Source organism: Streptomyces sp. NPDC017890 (genome assembly GCF_044328675.1).
In the GTDB taxonomy this organism is placed as follows: domain Bacteria; phylum Actinomycetota; class Actinomycetes; order Streptomycetales; family Streptomycetaceae; genus Streptomyces.
The window spans coordinates 84,215-103,860 of sequence record NZ_JBIRHU010000001.1 but is presented as its reverse complement, the minus strand read 5'-3'; the positions used below and the strand labels follow the sequence as shown (position 1 = coordinate 103,860).

Sequence of the window (19,646 nt, the reverse complement as noted above, 5' to 3'; positions counted from 1 at the left end):
GACGGCGCGCACACGTGTACGCGACACGCCGCTATGGGGCGGTAGCTCAGCCGGTTAGAGCAGCGGACTCATAATCCGTCGGCCGTGGGTTCGAGTCCCACCCGCCCCACCACAGCCTCTGGCGCAGGAACGTTTTCACCTGTAGGTCCGGTGGCCGGGCTACCGGTCGTCCGTGGCGTCCGCGGTGTCCTCGTCGTCCTGTTCGCCCTCCGCCTGGGAGGGAGTGGTGTGCGGCGGGCTCTGCCGGTCCTGGGTGTCCTGCTCGTCGCGTTCGCCCTCCGCCTGGGACGGGGTCTGCTCGCTCATCGTGGTGCCTCCTCCTGTCGGACGGGGTTTGCGCCCGAGTACCCCCGCCCCGGCCGGTGGCACCACCGCACCACCGCACCGCCGGGACCGGTGGGTGCCGCCGGGCACCGCGCCCGCGCTCAGAGCCCGAGCCGGCCCAGTGCCGTCCGCAGGGCCGCGCGTACCTCGGCCGACGGGGGCGGCCCGTTGCTCGCGGCGCCGGCGGTGACCGCCGCGGCGACGGTGCGCAGCTTGGTGTTGGACAGCTGGGAGGCCTCCCGCAGGATGTGCCACGCCTCTTCCGAGGTGCAGGCGTGCAGCGCCATGAGCACGCCCCGCGCCTGGTCGATGACCGGGCGGGAGGCGATAGCCCGGCGCAGCTGGTCCACCTCCTCCTGCAGGACGTGCAGCCGCTCGGCGGGGGCTGCGGGGGCCGCAGGGGCTGCGCGGTCTGCGGGGGCTGCGCGGTCTGCGGGGGCTGCGCGGTCTGCGGGCCGCCGCTCCGGCCGGTGGGCCGTGGCGTGCAGCGGGTCGGTGGTGTCCAGGCCGGCCAGTTCCAGGACCCGCAGCGGCTGGCCGCGCCAGTTCGTCGCCGTCGCGGGCACCGACTGCCGGTGGCTGTAGCCGCCCAGCAGGTCCAGGAACTGCAGCCCGGCCGTGTCCATGAACACCACGTCGCCCATGTCCAGGTCGACCCGGTCGATGCCGGCCGGCAGCGCGGCCAGGGATTCGGCCAGGACGAGCGTGCATCCGCGGACGAGTTCGCCCCGCGGGACGAGCAGTGCCCGGCCCGCGTCCACATGCCCGTCGATGACCAGGATGGCCGGCCTCCCCGCCGGACGTGGTGGTGCCGCTGGGGTCATGTCACCGCCTTGTCCGTCTTTGTCGATACCTGACAGACGTCGCAACGTCACACAGCCCCCGTAGGCCGTCGGACCGACCGGGGAACCGAGTCCCGGTCCGCGGCGGTCCTGCGGCGCTGTCGGTGCGCCTGCCCGCCGGACGGCGGACTACACCCGGGGGCGGGGAATGACCGGCCCGCGGATGGGTAAAGGTGCTGCCCGCCGTCTCGGGCGGGCCTCCCGTTCCCGCACGCTCACAGCGGCGACCGCCACGTGACGGTCGTCCCCTCGCCGTCGCCCCGGCCGGTCCCGCCGTCGTCACGGACCGTCAGCCGTACTTCCTCCCGGCCGTCCGGCGCGGCGGTACTCGCGTCGACGGCGACCTCGACGCGGGAGACGCCCGGGCGGCCGGCCGCGTCGGTCAGGGCGTGCCGCAGGGCGGTGAGCAGGCGGTCCGCGACCCGGTCCGGTACGCGGGTGTCGACGGCGCCCGTGAAGTGGACGGACGGTGGGAAGCCGAGCAGGGCGGCGGCGGACGCCGTCTCGCGCAGTACCCGGCCGCGCAGGCCCGCCGGGGGGCCGGCCGGGGGCTGCTGGAGCGCGAAGATCGCCGTGCGGACCTCCTGGACCGTGGACCGCAGCTCGTCCACCGCCCGGCCGAGCATGTCGCGAACGTCCTCGGCGCCGGGGCGGCGCCGCGTGGACTCCAGCATCATGCCGGTGGCGAACAGCCGCTGCACCACCAGGTCGTGCAGGTCCCGGGCGATACGGTCGCGGTCCTCGTAGACCGCGAGGCGTTCCCGGCCGCGCCGGGCGTCGGCGAGGACGAGGGCGAGCGCGGCCTGCGAGGCGAACTGGGTCGCGAGCAGCCGTTCGACGTCGGTGTACGGGCGGTCGCCGCGGCGGCGGGGGAGGGCGAGGGTGCCGATCAGCCGGCCGCCCGCCCGCAGGGGCAGCATCATGCTCGGGCCGAACCGGTGCCGTACGTGCGTCGTCATGCGCGGATCGGTCGCCGAGTCCGTGACGAACACCGGTTCGCCGCCCAGGAGCTGCTCCAGGACGGGACTGCCCGGTGCGATGGCCGCGCCGACGATGCCGTCCGGGTCGTCGGGCGTGGAGGCGGTCACGATCTCCATGCCGCCCTCGGGGGTCGGCTGGAGGATCACGCCCGCACCGGCGTCGGCGAGCAGCCGGGCCCGTTCGGCGACCGTCGTCAGCGCGTCGTCGGCGCTCTCCTCGGTGAGCAGCGCGGTGGTGACCGCCGCGACGCCCTCGATCCAGCGCTCGCGCTGCCGGGCCCTCTCGTACAGCCGGGCGTTGCCGATCGCGATGCCGGCGTGCGTGGCCAGGACCCGCAGCAGCTGCTCGTCCTCCGCCGTGAACGGGCCGCCGCCGTCCCGCCCGGCGAGACACAGCTCGCCGAACTCCTCGTCGCTTTCCTCGTCGCGTACGCGGATCGGCATCCGCAGCCGGGGCGCCGCCTCCGGTACGCCGTCCCGGCCCGGGGTGCGGATCGCGGCGAGGCCGTCCCGGCCGGGGTCGGCGGTGGTCAGGTCCGCCGAAGCGGCGCCGGTCAGCTCGGCGGCCGCGTCCACGATGTGCTGCAGGGTGCTGCGGAGATCGAGGTCGGTGCCGACGTCCAGAACGGCTTCGAGGAGGCGGGTCAGCCGGGGCGCGGGGTGCGCGGTCATCCGTCCGGCTTCCCTCGTGGCGGGTCAGTCGGCCGACGTCGAGTGGAGGGCCAGCGGCTCGACCCGGCCCTCCAGCATGATGCCGAGTCCCTGGACCGCGCACACGTCGGGCCGCTCCGCGATGTGCACCGGCATCCCCGTCGCCTTGCGCAGCATCTGGTCGAAGCCGGGCAGCAGCGCGCTCCCGCCGACCATCATGATCCCGCGATCGGCGAGGTCCGCCACCAGGTCCGGCGGGCAGTCCCGCAGCACCTTGCCGATGCCGTCGAACACGGCCGTCAGCGGCGTCTGGATGGCGTTGCGCACGGCGGCGGTGTCGACCTGTACGCTGCGCGCCAGGCCGGTCGCCACGTCCCGGCCGTGGATCTCGGTGGAGGTCGGCCCCTGCGGGGTGAGCCCGTTGTCGGACAGGGTGAGTTGCAGCGGACGCACGGACTGGCTGGGCAGCATCAGTTCGTGCTGGAGGCGCAGGTGCTGCACGATCGCGTTGTCGACGGCCTCACCGCCGACCGGGATGCGCTCGGCCGCCACGATCGAGCCGAGGGAGAGCACCGCGACCTGCGTGGCGTGCGCTCCGCACACCATGACCATCGTCGCTTCGGGCTGCTCGACGGGCAGCCCGCAGCCGACCGCCGCCGCGATCAGCGTGTCGACGAGTTCCACGCGGCGCGCGCCGAGCCCGACCAGCGTCTCGACCGACGCCCGCTGGGCCAGCGGATCGGCGCCGTGCGGGGTGCAGACGGCGGCGCGCAGCCGTGGCTTGCGGCGCAGGGCGCGGCGGACCTTGTCGCCCAGCAGGTGCCGCAGCATGCGCTGGGCCATCTCGATGTCGACGACCGTGCCACCGGAGATGGGCCGGACGACGCGGATGTAGCCGGGGGTGCGGCCGGTCATCCGCTCGGCGAACTCACCGACCGCGATGAGCGCGCCGGTACGGGTGTTGACCGCGGCGGCGGACGGCTGGTCGACGACGAGCCCGACGCCCTTGACGTACACGCGGGTCCGCGCCGCGCCCAGGTCGACGGCGAAGTGGCAGCGGCGCAGCTGCTCCAGACTGGCGGTACTGGCGGTCATGGCGGAGCCTCCCGAGAGCGCGGACCGTGCGCGGCCGCCCGGCGGCCGGCCTCTCAGGCATCGTGCGCGGGGGCCGGGCCGGGCGCCTTCCGGGGAGGGCCGGGCGGGGGGCCGCTGAATGGGGGGCGGCCGGTGGTTCCCGGCCGCGGTGAGCGGCGGTCGCGGGTCCCGCCGGTCCCGATCGGCACCCCAGTGGCCGATGGACGGCGCACCGCCAGGCGACGGGGGAAGCGGTCAGCGCCCGCTCGCCGGAGGCCGCGTCGAGCCGCTGCGGCGCCCGGCACCGGCGACCGCGCGGTACCAGCCCGTGCTGTCGTCCAGCGGCCGGAACAGGCCCGGGGCGAAGGCCGGGCCGTCCTGTCCCTCCCCGAACGACACGTCGTGGTACAGGGAGTCGGAGAGGGCGACGATCGCCTGTGCGCCGGAGACGTCCAGTGCCGCGCCGACCGACTCGGCATCCGCGCGAAAGACCTGCTCCTGGCTGCCGTCCGGCCGCAGCTCCACCTGCCAGAACTCCGCCCGCAGCCGCAGGCCGCCCACGTGCGCCAGCAGCCCGGGCAGGCCCTCCACCGTCGCCCGGAGGAGCCGGGAGGCCTCCACCCGTGGCGCCAGCAGTACGAGGAGGCCCTCCTGGTCGTCCAGGAGTTCGTAGGAGCCGCCGGCGAGCCCGCTGTCCGCCAGCAGGTCCGTGACCACCCGGTGGAGTGCCGTGCGGGTCCCGGCGCCCCGGGGGGCGTCGGCGAACGAGTAGCGGGCGCAGTCGCGGAAGTCGGTGTCGACGTCGGCGCCGTCCCTCTCGGACTCGCTCTCGGACCCCTCCTCGAACTCCGCCTCGAGCTCCGCGTGAACCTCCATCAGGATCTCGGCCCGCTCCCGGGCCACTTCGGGCTCGAGGTCCGGGTCGTAGAAGGGACCGTCCCCCCACGGGGCGCTCGCCGCGATCACTTCGGCCGTCTCGAGTTCCTCCTCGGCCGGCCCCTCCTCCGTGCCCAGGAGCGGCGTCCAGAGACCGTCCTCCGTGGGGAAGGGGCCCTCCGCGAGCTCGTCCGGCGCGGACACGGCGCCGTGCGTCCCGTCCGTGTGCGGCGGTTCCTCGTACGCCTGCCACGGAGCGTCGTCCGCCGGCTCGTCGTGCTCCTCGCGCAGTTCCCGGCCCAGGGCCAGCAGAGCCGGGCTCCGCCCCCCGGACAGCTCGTACTCCTCGTACACCGCCAGGGCCTCCTCGCCCCGGCCCTGGCGGCGCAGCGCGATCAGGTACAGGCGGCGGAAGTCCTCCCGGTGCGGGTGGGAGTCCAGCAGCCCGGCCAGATCGGCGCAGGCCCGGTCGTACTCGCCCAGGGACAGGTCGAGTTCGGCGCGCTTGGTGTGCAGGGCGAGGCGGAGCCGCGTCAGGCGGGTACGGGCGGTGCGGGCGGCGGGGCCGGGCACGTCCGCGAGCGGCTCGGCACCGCGCCAGAGCGTCAGCGCCTCGGCGACGAGGCCGCGGGCATCGGCGTGCGCGCCCTCCAGCCGCGCCGCGTCGGCGCGTCGCACCAGCTCGTCGCAGTGCACCACGTCCACATGGTCGGCGCTGGTGTGCAGGGCGTAGCCGTGGGCGGGCCTCGCCAGTACGCCGGGGCCCAGGGCGTCCGCCAGACGTGCGGCCAGCCGGGTCACCTCGGCCCGCGGGTCGCGTGGCTCGTCGCCCGGGTCCCACAGCCCCCACCGCAGCTCCTCGTGCGTCACCGTGCGGCCGTGTTTGAGCAGCAGCATGGCGAGCAGCGCGCGGACGTCCGGTGGCAGGCCGGGGGAGCCGTCCGGGAGGTCGACCCGCAGGGGCCCCAGGACGCGGTACCGGCGCCGCCCGTACGCCTCGCCCGCCCGGGCCGGCAGCTGCGGGTCGGCGAGCAGCCCGAGGCCCTGGGCCTGTGTCGCGGCCGAGGCGGACATCAGCTGGTCGAAGGCGTGCGCGTAGTGGATGCGCAGGGTGCCGGGCAGCCGGTCGAGGCGGTGGGAGTCGATCGGGACGGTCAGGCGCGAGGTCCCCGACGTCAGCAGCAGCATGACATCGCACAGGGCCCGCAGGTCCTCGGAGCGGCCGGCCGGGCCCGACGTCCGCCCCGGTTCGAAGAGGCTGAGCCGGACCGTGCCGTCCGGCAGGAGGACCACCCGGGACGCCTCCAGACCGCCGTGCGTGACGCCCGCCTCGTGCAGGGCGGTGAGCGCCCGCGCCAGCTGCGCCCCCACCGACACCGTCAGCGGCGTCGGCAGCCGCCGGCCGCCCGACCGTACGAGGGTGCTCAGGGCGATGCCGTCGAGGTGCTCCATGACGATGTACGGGATGTCGTCCTCGATGCCGCGGTCGAGGACGGTCACCACGTTCGGGTGGCCGATCTCCGTGAGGCGGCCCGCGTCCCGCAGGAACGCCCGGCGCGAGGCGGGGTCGGTGTCCGCGTCGTGCAGCCGGACCGTCACCGTCCGGTTCGTCCCGGTGTCCTCGGCCAGCCACATCCTCCCGGTCGGCGCGATCCGTCGCACCGGCCGGTAGCGCGCGCCCAGCGCGGGCGGGAAGGGGGACGCGGCCGGGAGGCGCGGCCGCGCCGCCAGCTGCCGCGCACTCTCCTGGCTGATCGCCGCGAACGGCTCGCTCCCGTCGGCCCGTTCGGTGCCGTCCCGTGCGGGGATCAGCGCGCGGAACTCGCCGGGCGAGCGACCCGCCCGCTGGTCGATCAGGCCCCCGGTCCGCAGCAGCAGCTCGTGGGTGCGGTCGCGGGCGGTACGGGGCAGACCGCGCAGCAGGAGATCGCGTACACCGGGGCGGAACGCGTACGAGCCGGGCGGCCCGGGGACCGTGGTGAGCAGGCCGCTGAGGATGACCTCGGCCAGGTGCCGGGGGAGCGGGTGCGGTTCGACGGCGGCCTGCACCAGCCGCATCACCGGCAGGTCCGGGCGCCCGAGCGCGAGGTGGCCGGCCAGCCGGAAGGCCTCCGGCGACGCGCTCGCGCGAAAGCGCAGGACCAGCTCCTCGGCGGACAGCCGCGTCACGTCGGTGCGGTCGTCGGCGTCGGCCGGCAGCGGACGGTGCAGTGGGGCGGCCGCGCCCGGGTACTCGGTGCCGCCCGGACTCGCCACCAGCGACGCCCAGTTCGCCAGCCACTCGGGTCCCGGTTCCAGTACGGGCAGGTGTACGGCTTCCCCGGGTGGGCGGGGCGCGGCGCTGTCGTACGGCGTGAAGGCGAGCGACGCGCTGGGCGCGGCCCGGTGCGGGGCCGACAGCCGGCCCGGCACCGGCGGCAGGGCGGTGTCCCGCCACAGATGCTCGGGCAGCGGCTGGAGGACGGCCAGGGGCGTCCGGTGCGCCCAGCGCCGCAGCGTGCCGAACCACGCGGTGCCGGCCGGGCCCTCACGCCACTGCGGCCCCATGCAGTCGCTGATCAGCAGGGTGACCGTACGGCCGTCGGCGGGCGCGTGGGTGCCGTCGCCGCGGACGGTGCCGTCGGGTTCCGCGCGGTGCAGGGTGACGGTGCGGAAGACGCCCGACTGGGCGAGGGCGGTGTGCAGTTCGCGCACCAGGGGGTCCCAGACGGGCATCGTGGGGCCCGCGTCGTGCACCAGGTCCAGCCGCAGCCAGCGCTCCCGCACGGGCCGCAGCACCGGCAGCCACCACTCGGGTCCGGCGCCCAGCCGGGCGATGCGGTCGACGGTCGCGTACTCGTCCACCTCGCGCCCCACCGGGGCGTCGGTACGGCGCTTCAGCGGGCGCAGGGAGCGTTGCAGCGCCAGGGGGTGGCGCAGCATCGGCGGGGCGGGCGCGAGCAGGGCGCTGTGCGGTTCGGCCGCCGACGTCCCAGGGGCGGGGGCCGGGGACGGCAGGCGCAGGGGGGTGCGGGGGGCCCGCGGTGCGGGAGGCGGCACCGTCGGCCGGCCGGGCGGGGGCGGGGGCTCCGGCCGCCGCTGCCGGTCCCGCTCCGGGCCCGGGCCGGGCGCGGGCGGCGTCGGCTCCGGGGGTTCCGCCTCGGCCGCCTCGGCCGCCGGGTCCGGCGGGTCCGGCGGGTCCTGCGCCGGGGGTTCCATCTGCCCGGCCAGCCACAGGAGTTCGGCCAGCTCCAGCGGGGTCGGGCGGTCACCCGAGGCCGCCCGGCCGAGGATGTCGGCCAGGCGGTGCAGGGGTTCCGGCGAGCCGGAGCGGTCGGACGGCATCAGAAGGCATCGGGTTGCGGGGAGCGGCCCAGGTACGGCATCAGCTGCTGAGCCAGCTCGTCGAGCGAGTCGGTGCCCAGACCGGAGGAACGGGCCAGGTAGATCGCGTTGAGCAACTGGTCCGTGGCCAGTTCGCCGCTGCCCATCCGGGACAGGAACCGGTCGATCAGCCGCTGCGCCAACCCGTCGGGCTCGCCCAGGTGGGCGCGGACGATCTCGGAGAGCTGTTCGTCGTCCGGCTGCCGCAGGCGGAGCGAGACGCAGCGGCGCAGGAAGGCGGGCGGGAACTCGCGTTCGCCGTTGCTGGTGAGGACGATGAAGGGGAAGGAGTTGCAGCGGACCCGGCCGCGCTCCACCGGGACCCGCTGGTCGGTGCCGTCGATCAGTACCTCGGCACGCCCGTCGGGGGTGTCCCGGGAGGCCCGCACGAGTTCGGGGATCTCGTACTGCCCCTCCTCCAGGACGTGCAGCAGGTCGTTCGGCAGGTCGAGGTCGCTCTTGTCGATCTCGTCGATGAGCAGCGCGCGCGGGCGGGCGTAGGGGAGGAGGGCGGTGCCGAGCGGGCCGAGGCGCAGATGGTTCTCGATGCCCGTGCCGGCCGCCGGGTCGCCGGGCCGTTCCGCGGTGTGGCGGGCCGCGTACAGGCGGGAGAGCGGGTCGTACGTGTAGAGGCCGTCGTGGAGGGTGCTGCGGCTGGTGATGTTCCACCTGAGGACCGGGCCGAGCCGCAGTTCGCGGGCGACCGCGTAGGCGAGGGACGACTTGCCCGTGCCGGGCGGGCCGGTGACCAGCAGGGGGCGCCGCAGGTACAGGGCCGCGTTGACCAGCTGCACGGTGTGCTCGGTGGCCTGGTAGGTCGCGGCACGGTGGGCGCGGTCGGGGGAGGCGGTGGCGGCGTCGCCGTCGTCGTGGGGCGGGTCGAGCACGGGACGGCCGTCGAAGGCACGCCAGGGCGGGGGAGGGGGCAGCTTGGTGATGCCGTCGTGAGGGGCCGGCGCGCCGGTGTAGACGGGCCACAGGGGCATGGTTCTTCTCTCCGAGCTGTCGGTGCGGCGGGCGGTCCGGTGCGGTGGCGGGTGGTTCGGTGTGCGGCGGGGGCCGGTGTGCGGCAAGTGGTCCGGTGCGGTGGCGGGTGGTTCAGCCGACGGGTGAGTGCAGCAGGGCGGTGGGTTCGGCGAAGCAGCGGGGGTCGTCCCACAGCAGCTGGACGTCTCTCGCCCAGTGCTCGTCCGGGGCGTCGGCCGCCTCCGCCGTCTCGCGCAGCTCCATGACCAGGCGGGGAAGCTCGGACGGCGGTACACCCGCCACGGACACGGCGAGTTCGTCGAGGAACGCCGTGCCGGAGCAGGGGCCGTCGTGCCCGTCGCCGGGGCAGCCCGTGCGCGGCCACAGCAGCACGGGGACGGGGACGTTGACACCGACCTCGAAGTACTCCCGTGCCGTCGCGGGCGCGGTGGCGAAGCCGGCCAGCTCCGCGTCGTCCCGCAGCCGCTTGCGCAGACCGGCCGGCCGCTCCCGGGTGCCGCAGTCGACGCGGTGCAGGGTGACGCCCGCGCCGGCCTCGAGCTTGCGCCACTTCTTGCGCAGCTGGTGGCGGAGCCGTCCGCTGCGGTGGCGGTGGCGGTCGGTCACCACGAGCGGGTACGCGCAGCCGAGCGGTGTGGGGTCGTCCTCGCTGCAGGCCCAGTGCGCCACCGGCGCGTTGAGCCACTCGCGCGGCAGTACGAACGTGAGCAGTTCCTCGGCACCGGGATCGAGCTGGGTGAACGCCTCGTCGATGCGTTCCTGCACGAACGCCCGCACCGCGCCGCGGGCCAGCCGGCGCGTGCCCACCGGGCGGCGCTGTCCGTCGCGGTACGCGGACACCTCGACGGTGACCTGGTCGGCGCCGGCTCCGCTGTGGTCGATCTCCACGACGATGGGCGACCACGTCGCGGGGCGCCCCACCGGGGCGTCCAGCCGTTCCTCCAGCCGGTCGGCGAACCGGGCCACGGCACCCGGGTCGGGCACCTCCCACTGCACGTAGGCGGCGGCTTCCCGCAGGGAGGCGAACCCCCCCTCCGGGGGCGGCGGGTCGAAGGCGTCCGCCGCGGAGACGTACAGCCGGTTCGGATCGCAGGTCAGGCCGGTTTCCTCGGCCCGGCGCACCAGCGCGTACAGCCGTCTGCGGGCGTCCGCCCGGTGGCCGGGCGTGGGCACGAGTTCGCCGAGCTCCGGCCAGTAGCGCGCCATGACCTCGACGGGCAGCATCCGGCCGACGCGCACGTCCCTGGCGCCCGCGACCGCCGAGACCATGCCGACGACCGTGCCGTCGGCGAGCGTCGCGGCCGCCCCGCTGAACCCGGCCGCCAGTGGCTGCCCGTGCCCGGTGAGGGCCTCCAGCTGGACCCATTCGTCCGAGATGAGCGGGCCGGGCAGGGCGCGGTAGGAGGCGAGCATGCCCTCGTCGTACCCCTTGGGGAAGCCGTAGGCGACCAGCTCGGGGGCGGGCGCGGTCCGTTCCGCACCGGGCCGGGCGAACACGGCCGGGGTGAGCGGGACTTCGCGGTCCAGTTCCAGTACGGCAAGGTCGCCGAGGTCTGCGGCGCCGCCCTGCCAGCCGCCGTGCACGGCGACGGTGGCGGACAGCCCGCCCAGCTCCCGGCGGCCGGGGAAGGTCACCGTGACCGGCGCGCTCTCGCTCCACCGCACGACATGGGCGCAGGTGAGCAGCCGGCGGGCGGAGACGAGGAATCCGGCGCCGACCTCCTTGCCGCACTCGACGCGGGCGTGCCACGCGGCGCCGCTCACGGCCGGCCGGTGGCTTCCGGGCCCCGGGGGCGCGCGGGGCCCTCGGGGCCCGGCTCCGGCGACCAGCTCAGTCTCACGATCAGATGGCCTTCCGCCGACCCCTTCGCGATGATCGCGCCGGCCTCCGCGCTCAGCTTGACCCCGAACTCCAGCTCCACCGAGTCGGGTCTGAGCGAGCCGTCCCGGAAGACCCGCAGCGCGGACTCGGCCGCCGCCCGCACGCCCTCCAGGGAGCCCTCGAAGGTGCGTGCCGCCTGGGCCGGGCCGTCGCCGCGTGAGACCAGCCGCGCCCCGTCCTCGTCCTCGGCGCCCTCGACGACCACGCGCACGCCGTCCTCGGTCTTGAACTCCAGCAACCCGTCCATGCCGCCGTTCGCTCCCCGTGTGCCGTACGTACCTCTGTGAAACACCATTGTGGCGGACGGTACTTGGCCGTGTCCCGTGTTCCACCGCCGGTCACTCGCGTGCCTGGCGGAAACCCGCCAAGGCGCCAATCCGCCACGTCCGGCCAACTCCTGTGCCCCACAAGCCCCCTGAGACTTCTCGCAGCACTCGTCGCAGCACTGTACGACGATACGAAGAGAGGCGTGGATGAGTAGAGGACCAGTCAGACGCGGAGCGACCCTCCTGTCGGCGGGGCTCGTGATCGCGCTGCTGCCGGCCGGGACGGCGGCGGCGCAGGAACCACCCCCGGACACGGCGCGCACCCCGGCCGCCACCCCGGCCGCCGCCCGCACCGTCACCCTCGTCACCGGCGACCGGGTGACCGTCGCCGACCTCGGCGGCGGCCGGCAGACCGTGACCGTCGAGCGGCCCGAGGGCGCCACCGGCGCCGTGCACACCCGCCGGTCCGGCGGCCGGACCACCGTCGTACCGGACGAGGCCCTCCCGTACCTGCGCGACGGCAGCCTCGACGAACGGCTCTTCGACGTCGGTGAGTTGCTGGCACAGGGACTCGCCGACTCCGAGACCGGCGAACTGCCGCTGATCGTGACCTACGACAAGGGCGTGCGGGCCGCCACCCCGAGGGGGACCGAGCGGACCCGTGCGCTGCCCAGCGTGCGCGGCGCCGCCGTCGAGGCCGACAAGGGGGGTGGCTTCTGGCGGGAGTTCACCCGCCGGGGCGCCGGCATCGACGGCGTGTGGCTCGACGGACGGGTCACCGCCGCGATGGCCGAGTCCAACGCGCAGATCGGCACGCCCGAGGCCTGGCAGGCCGGGCTGACCGGCAAGGGCGTCACCGTGGCCGTACTGGACAGCGGCGTGGACGCCGGCCACCCCGACCTCGCCGGACGGGTCGCCGAGAGCCGCAGCTTCATCGCCGGGGAGGAGGTCGCCGACCGGCACGGCCACGGCACGCACGTCGCCTCCACCGTCGGCGGCAGCGGTGCGGCCTCCGACGGCAAGGAGAAGGGCGTCGCACCCGGCGCGACCCTCGCGGTCGGCAAGGTCCTGTCCGACCAGGGCACGGGCAGCGAGTCCGAGATCATCGCCGGCATGGAGTGGGCCGCCCGGGACGTGGACGCGGACATCGTCTCCATGAGCCTCGGCTCCACCGAGCCCAGCGACGGCACCGACCCCATGGCGCAGGCCGTCAACACCCTGTCCGCCGAGACCGGCGCCCTGTTCGTCATCGCGGCCGGCAACACCGGCACCCCGTCCTCCATCGGCTCGCCCGGCGCAGCCGACTCCGCCCTGACCGTGGGCGCCGTCGACTCCACCGACCAGGCCGCCTGGTTCACCAGCGCCGGGCCCCGGTACGGGGACAACGCCCTCAAGCCCGACCTGTCCGCCCCGGGCGTCGGCATCCTCGCCGCCCGCTCCCGGCTCGCCGAGGGCAGCGGCGACTACACCTCCATGGACGGCACGTCGATGGCCACGCCGCACGTCGCCGGCGTGGCCGCCCTGCTCGCCGAGGAGCACCCCGACTGGACCGGCGCGCAGCTCAAGGACGCGCTGATGTCCACGTCGAAGCAGCTCGACGCCTCCGCCTACCACCTGGGCGCGGGCCGGGTCGGCGTGCCGGACGCGATCGGCGCCGACGTCACCGCCACCGGCAGCGCCGACCTCGGCTTCCACTCCTGGCCGTACGAGGCCAACGAGCCGGTCACCCGCACCGTGACCTACACCAACACCTCCGACGCCCCCGTCGAGTTGGAGCTCGCCGTGCAGGGCGCCCCCGACGGCGTCGCCACCCTCGCCGACACCGCCCTCACCGTGCCCGCGCACGGCACCGCCTCCACCACCGTCACCGGCGACGGCTCCAAGGCCCCGGTCGGGGCGACGAGCGGCCGGATCGTGGCCTCGGGCACGGACGGTACACCCGTCGCGCACACCGCGTTCGGGCTGGTCAAGGAGGAGGAGCGGTACACGCTCACCGTCCACGTCAAGGACCGGGCGGGTGGCGCCACCGCGGCCGACCTGACCGTGCAGCGCCTCGCCGGGGGTGTCGACCCCGTCCCCGCGCACGTCGGTGACTCCGGCACCCTGAAGCTGCGCCTCGCGCCCGGGACGTACAGCCTGACCTCCTTCCTCGACGTGCGCGGCAGCCACGGCGCCGACTCGCTCGGCCTGGGATTCCTCGCGGCGCCGGAGGTCGTCGTCGACCGGGACCGCGAGATCACCCTCGACGGACGCGAGCTGCGCGAGATCAGCGCCGACGTCGACAAGCGCACCGAGACCCGGCAACTGCTCATGGAGTACGACCGCGACGCGAACGGCTCCGACCTGTTCGGTGCGGTCCAGGTGCCCCTGACGTACGACAGCGTCTTCGCCGCGCCCACCGGCAAGAAGGTCACCGAGGGCGACTTCGAGTACCGGACCGTGTGGCGGCTGGGCAAGCCGCTGCTGGAGGTCAAGGGCGTTCGTGAGGCCGTCGTCCAGTCGGGCGGCACCCTGACCGAGGGACACAGCCGGCTGCCGCTGGTCGACGTCGGGGACGGGCCCTTCCCGGCCGGCGTCCGGGGCAAGGCGGTCCTCGCCCGGCTCACCGGGGGCGCCGAACCGGCCGCCCTCGCCCAGGCCGCCCAGGACGCGGGCGTGAAGGCGCTGTTCGTGACGGACGACGCCCCCGGGCGGCTGATGTCCTGGTGGGGCACGGCCGACAACGCCGACCGGCCGCTGCAGATCGCCACGGTCGGTGCGGCCGACGCGGAGCGGCTGCGGGACGCGGGGAAGGTCGACATGACCGGGACGCGCAACACGCCGTACACGTACGACCTCGCGGAGGGCCATCGCGGCGCCGTGCCCGACCGGGACCTCACCTACGAGCCCGGGCACCGCGACCTCGCGGTGCTGCGGGCGAAGTACCACGCGGCCGAGCCGTCGAGCGGCGGCGAGTTCCGGTACTCGATCACCGACACCTTCCCGGTCGGCCTCGGCTTCCGGGAGCGGATCGGCTTCCCGGCCGAGCGCACCGAGTACGTGTCGACCGGGCCCGGCCAGCTGTGGCACGAGACCGTGACGACCGCCGACGGCGCGCTGGAGCAGCGGGCCGGAACGGTCCGGTACGAGGGCGGCTCGCGTACGGAGCTGAACTGGTTCAAGCCCGTGTGGCACCCCTACCTCGGCACCGGCCTGGGCTGGGGGCAGCAGCGCGTGGGCAACCGGCTCCAGTTCAACGCCCCCGGCTGGGGCGACTCCGGCCCCGACCACACCGGCTTCGGTGACGTGTGGAGCGAGGGCAGCGGCATGTCGCAGACCACGTCGGTGTACCTGGACGGCGAACTGGTCGACCAGGGACCGTCCTCCGCCGCCTACGTCTCGGACGCGCCGGCCGACGAGCGCACGTACAAGCTCGTCACCGACACCGCGCTCGACGCCGGACGCTGGAAACTCGGGACCGAGGGGCACGCCGAGTGGACCTTCCGCTCGGCCGCCACACCCGAGGACCGCTGGACCTACCTCCCCCTGATCAACCTCTCCTTCGACGTCGACACCGACCTCGCGGGCGAGGTGCGCGGCGGGAAGAAGCTGCGGGTCGGGATCGGCGCGGAACACGTGGCCGGCGCCCCGGACACCGGGACGATCGGCGGCGGAAAGCTGGAGGTGTCGTACGACGACGGCAGGACCTGGCAGCAGGTCCGGCTGCGCGGCGGTGACGGGGAGGCGTCCTGGCACGGGACGCTGAGCGTGCCCCGCGACGCCGGGCACGTCTCGCTGCGGGCCTTCGCGCGCGACGACCGGGGCGGCTCGGTCACGCAGGAGATCGTGCGGGCCGTGGCCGTGCGCTGACACGCGGACGGCGCCGCCTCCCTGGGACGGGGAGGCGGCGCCGCCTGGGTTCTCGGACCGTCAGACCAGCCAGCCGACGAAGTGGACGATGCCGGCGAGGATGTCGGTGAGAAGGTTCATGATCGTGCAGCTCCTTGCGCTGTGCATGTGTGGGACCTACTTGGGACAGTGCGTCGACCACGGTCTGCAGCCCGTTGCTCGCACACTGTGAGTATCGTTGGTCCCGGCAGTCACATACGCTCTTCTGAGCGACGGTCACCTGTTCCAGGGAACAACTGATCGCTTGTTCGGATCACGCCAAGTTCGGCCAAGTCCTGTGGCCTCAAACGCAGTTGACCGGCCGTCGCCTCCACCTCGTGTGCCGGGCGTTTCAGGATCGCCGCCGCGAGCTCCGGCGCGATGACGGAGAAATAGCTGTCCGGGGTGGCCCAGGTGCTGCCCGGTGCGGCCAGCGCCAGCGCCCCGCCCGAACCGCCCTCGCCGATCACCAGCGTGGTCACCGGCGTGCGCGCCGACGCCACCGCCGCGAACAGGTCGGCGATCGCCGCGCCCGCGCCCTGCCGCTCCGCCGCCGCGTCGCCCGCCGCACCCGGCGTGTCCACCAGGGTCAGCACCGGAACGCCGAGCCGGTCCGCGAGGCGGATCAGGCGGGCGGCGGTGCGGTACCCGGCGGGCCTGGTCGCCGTCCCGGTCTGGGCGGCGTACGCGACCGTCCGCCCCGCGTGCTCGCCGAAGCCGCAGAGCATGCCGTCCGGGTCGGTGCCGCCGCAGCGGTCGCCGGAGAGGGCGGCGCGGTGGGTGAAGTAGGCGTCCAGGTACGCACGGGCGCGCGGCCGTCCGGGAGCGCGGGCCCGCCGGACCGCGTCCCACCCGGTGTCCGGCAGGTCCCGCGAGCCCAGCGGCTCGGGCACCGGCGCCGGGTCGCCGGACGGTGCCGTCAGCAGCCGCAGCCACCGGCCCAGCGTCGCGCGCAGTTCCCCGGGCGGTACGACGGCGTCCGCGCTGCCCGCCGCCACCTGTGCCTCGGCCGTGTACGCCGCCGGGTCGGCGTCCGGCGGCCGGACCCGGGACCCGGCGAATCCGACCTGGGCGCCGGGCAGCGCGAGGGTCACGTCGGCACCCGCGCCCAGCGTCGCCCAGCCGCCCCCGGTGACCGGGTCCCGCAGTACGGCGATCTGCGGCAGCCCGGCCTCCCGGGTGAGCGCCGACTGCCGCGCCACCCGCTGGAGCTGGGTCAGCGCGAGCATCCCCTCCTGCATCCGGCTGCCACCCGTGGCGACCAGCGGCACCACCGGCAGCCGGTGTTCACGGGCGTACGTGTACGCCGCCTCCAGCCGGTCGCCGGTGTCCCGGCCCAGCGAGCCGCCGAGGAAGCCGAACTCGAAGGCGAGGAGCACGGCCCGCACGCCCTGGACGTGCCCGGTCCCGCAGACGACGGACTCCTCCTCACCGGTGCGCTCGGCGGCGCGGGCGCGGGCGGCGTCGTAGCCGTGCCAGCCGAGGGGGCCGTCGGGCCGCGGCGACCGCCCGGCAGGGTGGGGGAGTTCGGCGAAGTCGTCGGTCAGGAGGCCGAGGAACGCCCGCGCGGACAGCCGTTCAGTCATGCGTCAGCGCCCGCTTCATGATCTTCCCCATGTCGTTGCGGGGGAGCGAGTCGAGGTACCGGACGACGCGGGGCCGCTTGTGCGGGGCCAGCCGGCCCGCGACGTGGCCGGCCAGCGCGTCCGGGGCGGGCGGCGAGGCGGGGTCGGCCGGCACGATCCACGCCACGATCCGCTCGCCCAGGTCCGGGTCGGGCTCCCCGGTGACGGCCGCCTCGCGCACCCCCGGGTGTTCGAGGAGCGCGTTCTCGATCTCGCCGGCCCCGATCTTGTACCCCCCGCTCTTGATCAGGTCGGTGGCCTTGCGGCCGACGATGCGGACATAGCCGTCCGGGTCGCGCACCGCCATGTCCCCGGTGCGGAAGAAGCCGTCCCCGGTGAAGGCGGCGGCGGTGGCGTCCGGGCGGTTGAGGTACTCGGTGAACAGGTTCGCGCCGCGCACCTGGATCTCGCCGACACTCTCCCCGTCCCACACCGTGATCGGCGTACCGTCGTCCTCCACGAGCCGCAGCTCCACCCCGGGCAGGGGCACGCCCACGGTCCCGGCGCGCGGCTCGCCGTCCGCCCGCACGCTGGTGTTCATCAGCGTCTCCGTCATGCCGTACCGCTCGATCACCCGCCGGCCGGTCGCGGCGGCGATCCGCTCGTGGTCGTGCACCGGCAGCGCGGCCGACCCGGACACCAGCAGCCGGGCCCCGGCGAGCGCCTTCGCCAGCTCCGGGTCCTGCGGCAGTGCCTCGGCGATCCGGTGGTACATCGTCGGCACCCCGAACAGCATCGTCGCGCCGTCGTTCAGCTCCCGCGCCGCGCCCTCGGCGGAGAACCTGCCCAGGTGCCGCACGGACCCGCCGCGCCGCAGCGGCCCGAGGACGCCCAGCACGAGGCCGTGCACGTGGAACAGCGGCAGCCCGTGCACCAGGACGTCGTCGCCGGTCCACCGCCACGCGTCGGCGAGCGCGTCCAGGGTCGTCGCGAGCGCGCGCCGGGGGATGACGGCGCCCTTGGGCGGTCCGGTGGTCCCGGACGTGTAGACGACGAGGGCGGGGGCGCCGTCGTCGGTGCGGCCGTCCTCGGGGACGGGCCCGGTGGCGCGCACGTCGACGTCGACGCGCTCCAGGGCGCCCAGGGCGGGCGGGAGTTCGCTCCCCGGCGGCGCCAGGACGAGTGACGGCCCGCTGTCGGAGAGGATGTGCGCGAGTTCCTTGTCGCCGGACTTCGGGTTGAGCGGTACGGCGGGGACCCCGGCCAGCAGCGCCGCCACCACGGCGACCGCGGTCTCCATCGCCGGGGTCGCCCAGACGGCGACCCGTCCGGCCCCCCGGAGCCGGCCGGCCGTGCCGCCCGCCGCGGCGGCGAGTTCGGCGTACGTCAGGGAGCGCTCGCCGAACCGCAGGGCGGGCCGGTCGGCCGGGGCGCCGGTCGCGGCCGGGGAGAGGGCCGGGAAGAGAGTGGACACGCGTCGTACTCCTTAGCTGTTGCTCACGGTTACCGGTTTTCCGAGGTGGGCCTACCCGAAGCCGGGCACGACCAGTACCAGCCAGGCCAGCGCGGGCACGACCGCCACCACGATCCCTCCGTACACCATCAGCTGCCTGAAGAACCGCTCGCGGTCCACATCCGGTGCCGCGGCCAGCACCAGCGCGCCGTTCGTCGAGAACGGGCTGACGTCCACGACCGTCGCCGAGACCGCGAGCGCCGCCACCATGCCGACCGCCCCGATCTCGCCCTGCGCGAGGAACGGCACCGCCAGCGGGATGAGCGCGCCCATGATCCCGACCGAGGAGGCGAAGGCCGACACGATCGCGCCGATGTAGCAGAGCAGCACCGCGGCCAGCAGCGGGACGCCGATGCCGCCGACGCCCTCGCCGGCCCAGGTGATGGTGCCGATCTCCTCCAGCACGCCGACGTACGTGAGGACACCGCAGATCAGCAGGACCGTGGACCAGGCGATCTCACCGACCGCGCGGCGGCTGTCGTCCGGCCAGGCGGTGCTCAGCACGACGGCCAGGGAGACCGCGGTCAGACCCGCGTCCAGGTCGAAGCCGAGGACGGCCACGACGAGGGCGGCCAGGGCGACGAGGGTGGCGATCCGGGCCGGGGTGAGGCGCGGGCCGGCGCCGGTGCCGTCGGTGTCCCGGCCGGGGCGGACGGCCACAGCGGTGGAGGCGGCGCCGGTGCCGTGGCCGGTCCCCGCGCCGGTGCCGTGGCCCGCGCCGGTGGCGTGGCCGGTCCCCGCGCCGGTGTCGCGGCCCGCGCCGGTGCCGGTGGGCTCCGTGCCCTTGCCCGCCTCGCCGCCGTCCTCCGGCGTCACCGCCCCCCGCGCCCACAGCTTCCGCCCGCCGAACAGCACGAACAGCACGCTCGCGATGAGGAGGTTGGCGATGAGCGAGGCGAGGAAGAGGGTGACCTCGCTGCCCGGCAGGCCCTCGCGCTCGACGATGCCGTTGACGATCGAGCCGTAGATGCTGATCGGTGAGAAACCGCCGGCCTGCGCACCGTGCACCACCATCGTGCCCATCAGCAGCGGGCTGATCGCGTACCGGGTGGCGAAGCTCAGCGCGATCGGCGCGACGATCGCGACGGCGGCCGGGCTGACCGCGCCGATCGCCGTGAGCGCGCCGGTGAGCGCGAACATCACCCACGGGATCAGCGCCACCCGCCCCCGCACGAGCCGGACGGCCGCGTGCACCAGCCAGTCGGTGGTGCCGTTGGCCCGGGCGATCGCGAACAGATAGGTGACGCCGACGAGGACGACGAACAGGTCGCCGGGGAAACCGGCGAAGATGCCGTCCGCGTCGAGGTCCGCGACGAGCGTGCCCACCCCGAAGGCGGCGGCGAAGGCGAGCGCGCCCATGTTGACGGAACGCGTGGTGGCGATGACGAACACCACGACGAGGACGAGGATCGAGATGAGTTCGGGGGACATGCGGGGGCTCCCGAGGGCTGACCTG

12 protein-coding genes and 1 tRNA gene are annotated in these 19,646 nt (G+C 75.2%); 2 read left to right on the top strand and 11 right to left on the bottom strand.

The genetic code is table 11. The annotated features are described in order from the left end of the window. The first annotated feature begins 35 nt into the window (after positions 1 to 35). A tRNA-Ile gene (locus ACH4F2_RS00470) sits at positions 36 to 112 on the top strand. Between the two features lie 47 nt (positions 113 to 159). Here ACH4F2_RS00470 and ACH4F2_RS00465 read toward each other — a convergent pair. From ACH4F2_RS00465 to ACH4F2_RS00430, 8 genes are all read right to left on the bottom strand, one after another. After that, positions 160 to 306 (bottom strand): hypothetical protein, encoded by a 147-nt coding sequence (locus ACH4F2_RS00465; RefSeq protein ID WP_398130469.1) that lies wholly within the window; start codon positions 304 to 306, stop codon positions 160 to 162. Positions 307 to 425: 119 nt separating this feature from the next. Continuing rightward, positions 426 to 1,148 (bottom strand): ANTAR domain-containing protein, encoded by a 723-nt coding sequence (locus ACH4F2_RS00460; protein ID WP_398130468.1) that lies wholly within the window; start codon positions 1,146 to 1,148, stop codon positions 426 to 428. Positions 1,149 to 1,381: 233 nt separating this feature from the next. Next, complete coding sequence (locus ACH4F2_RS00455; RefSeq protein ID WP_398130467.1) at positions 1,382 to 2,818, bottom strand: GAF domain-containing sensor histidine kinase; 1,437 nt, start codon at positions 2,816 to 2,818, stop codon at positions 1,382 to 1,384. A 24-nt stretch (positions 2,819 to 2,842) separates the two neighbouring features. Then, positions 2,843 to 3,892: a rod shape-determining protein gene (locus ACH4F2_RS00450; protein ID WP_398130466.1), complete on the bottom strand. Its 1,050-nt coding sequence runs from the start codon at positions 3,890 to 3,892 to the stop codon at positions 2,843 to 2,845. A gap of 234 nt (positions 3,893 to 4,126) precedes the next feature. Beyond that, entirely contained in the window at positions 4,127 to 8,071 is a 3,945-nt protein-coding gene (locus ACH4F2_RS00445; RefSeq protein ID WP_398130465.1) for an SAV_2336 N-terminal domain-related protein, read from the bottom strand. Continuing rightward, positions 8,071 to 9,096, bottom strand: a complete 1,026-nt coding sequence (locus tag ACH4F2_RS00440) for an AAA family ATPase (RefSeq protein WP_398130464.1) — start codon at positions 9,094 to 9,096, stop codon at positions 8,071 to 8,073. The genes ACH4F2_RS00445 and ACH4F2_RS00440 overlap by 1 nt, the downstream gene beginning before the upstream one ends. Positions 9,097 to 9,208: 112 nt before the next feature. Continuing rightward, positions 9,209 to 10,861 carry a trypsin-like peptidase domain-containing protein gene (locus ACH4F2_RS00435; protein ID WP_398130463.1) on the bottom strand — a complete coding sequence of 551 codons (1,653 nt, stop codon included), beginning with the start codon at positions 10,859 to 10,861 and terminating at the stop codon, positions 9,209 to 9,211. After that, a complete protein-coding gene (locus tag ACH4F2_RS00430) occupies positions 10,858 to 11,226 on the bottom strand; it encodes a CU044_2847 family protein (RefSeq protein ID WP_398130881.1) in 369 nt (122 codons plus the stop codon). Before ACH4F2_RS00430 ends, ACH4F2_RS00435 begins: the two co-directional genes overlap by 4 nt. A 226-nt stretch (positions 11,227 to 11,452) precedes the next feature. Between ACH4F2_RS00430 and ACH4F2_RS00425 the strand changes: the two genes are divergently transcribed. Continuing rightward, positions 11,453 to 15,094, top strand: a complete 3,642-nt coding sequence (locus ACH4F2_RS00425) for a S8 family serine peptidase (RefSeq protein WP_398130462.1) — start codon at positions 11,453 to 11,455, stop codon at positions 15,092 to 15,094. Between the two features lie 230 nt (positions 15,095 to 15,324). On the opposite strand, the gene ACH4F2_RS00420 is transcribed toward ACH4F2_RS00425, so the two are convergent. The 3 genes from ACH4F2_RS00420 to ACH4F2_RS00410 are packed head-to-tail and all read right to left on the bottom strand — an operon-like array spanning position 15,325 to position 19,621. Further along, on the bottom strand, positions 15,325 to 16,698 hold the full coding sequence (locus tag ACH4F2_RS00420) for a carboxyl transferase domain-containing protein (protein WP_398130461.1): 1,374 nt from the start codon (positions 16,696 to 16,698) through the stop codon (positions 15,325 to 15,327). Next, positions 16,691 to 18,151, bottom strand: coding sequence for an acyl-CoA synthetase (locus ACH4F2_RS00415; RefSeq protein ID WP_398130460.1), 1,461 nt, complete (start codon positions 18,149 to 18,151; stop codon positions 16,691 to 16,693). Before ACH4F2_RS00415 ends, ACH4F2_RS00420 begins: the two co-directional genes overlap by 8 nt. A gap of 51 nt (positions 18,152 to 18,202) precedes the next feature. Beyond that, positions 18,203 to 19,621, bottom strand: coding sequence for an SLC13 family permease (locus ACH4F2_RS00410; protein ID WP_398130459.1), 1,419 nt, complete (start codon positions 19,619 to 19,621; stop codon positions 18,203 to 18,205). Positions 19,622 to 19,646 lie beyond the last annotated feature (25 nt).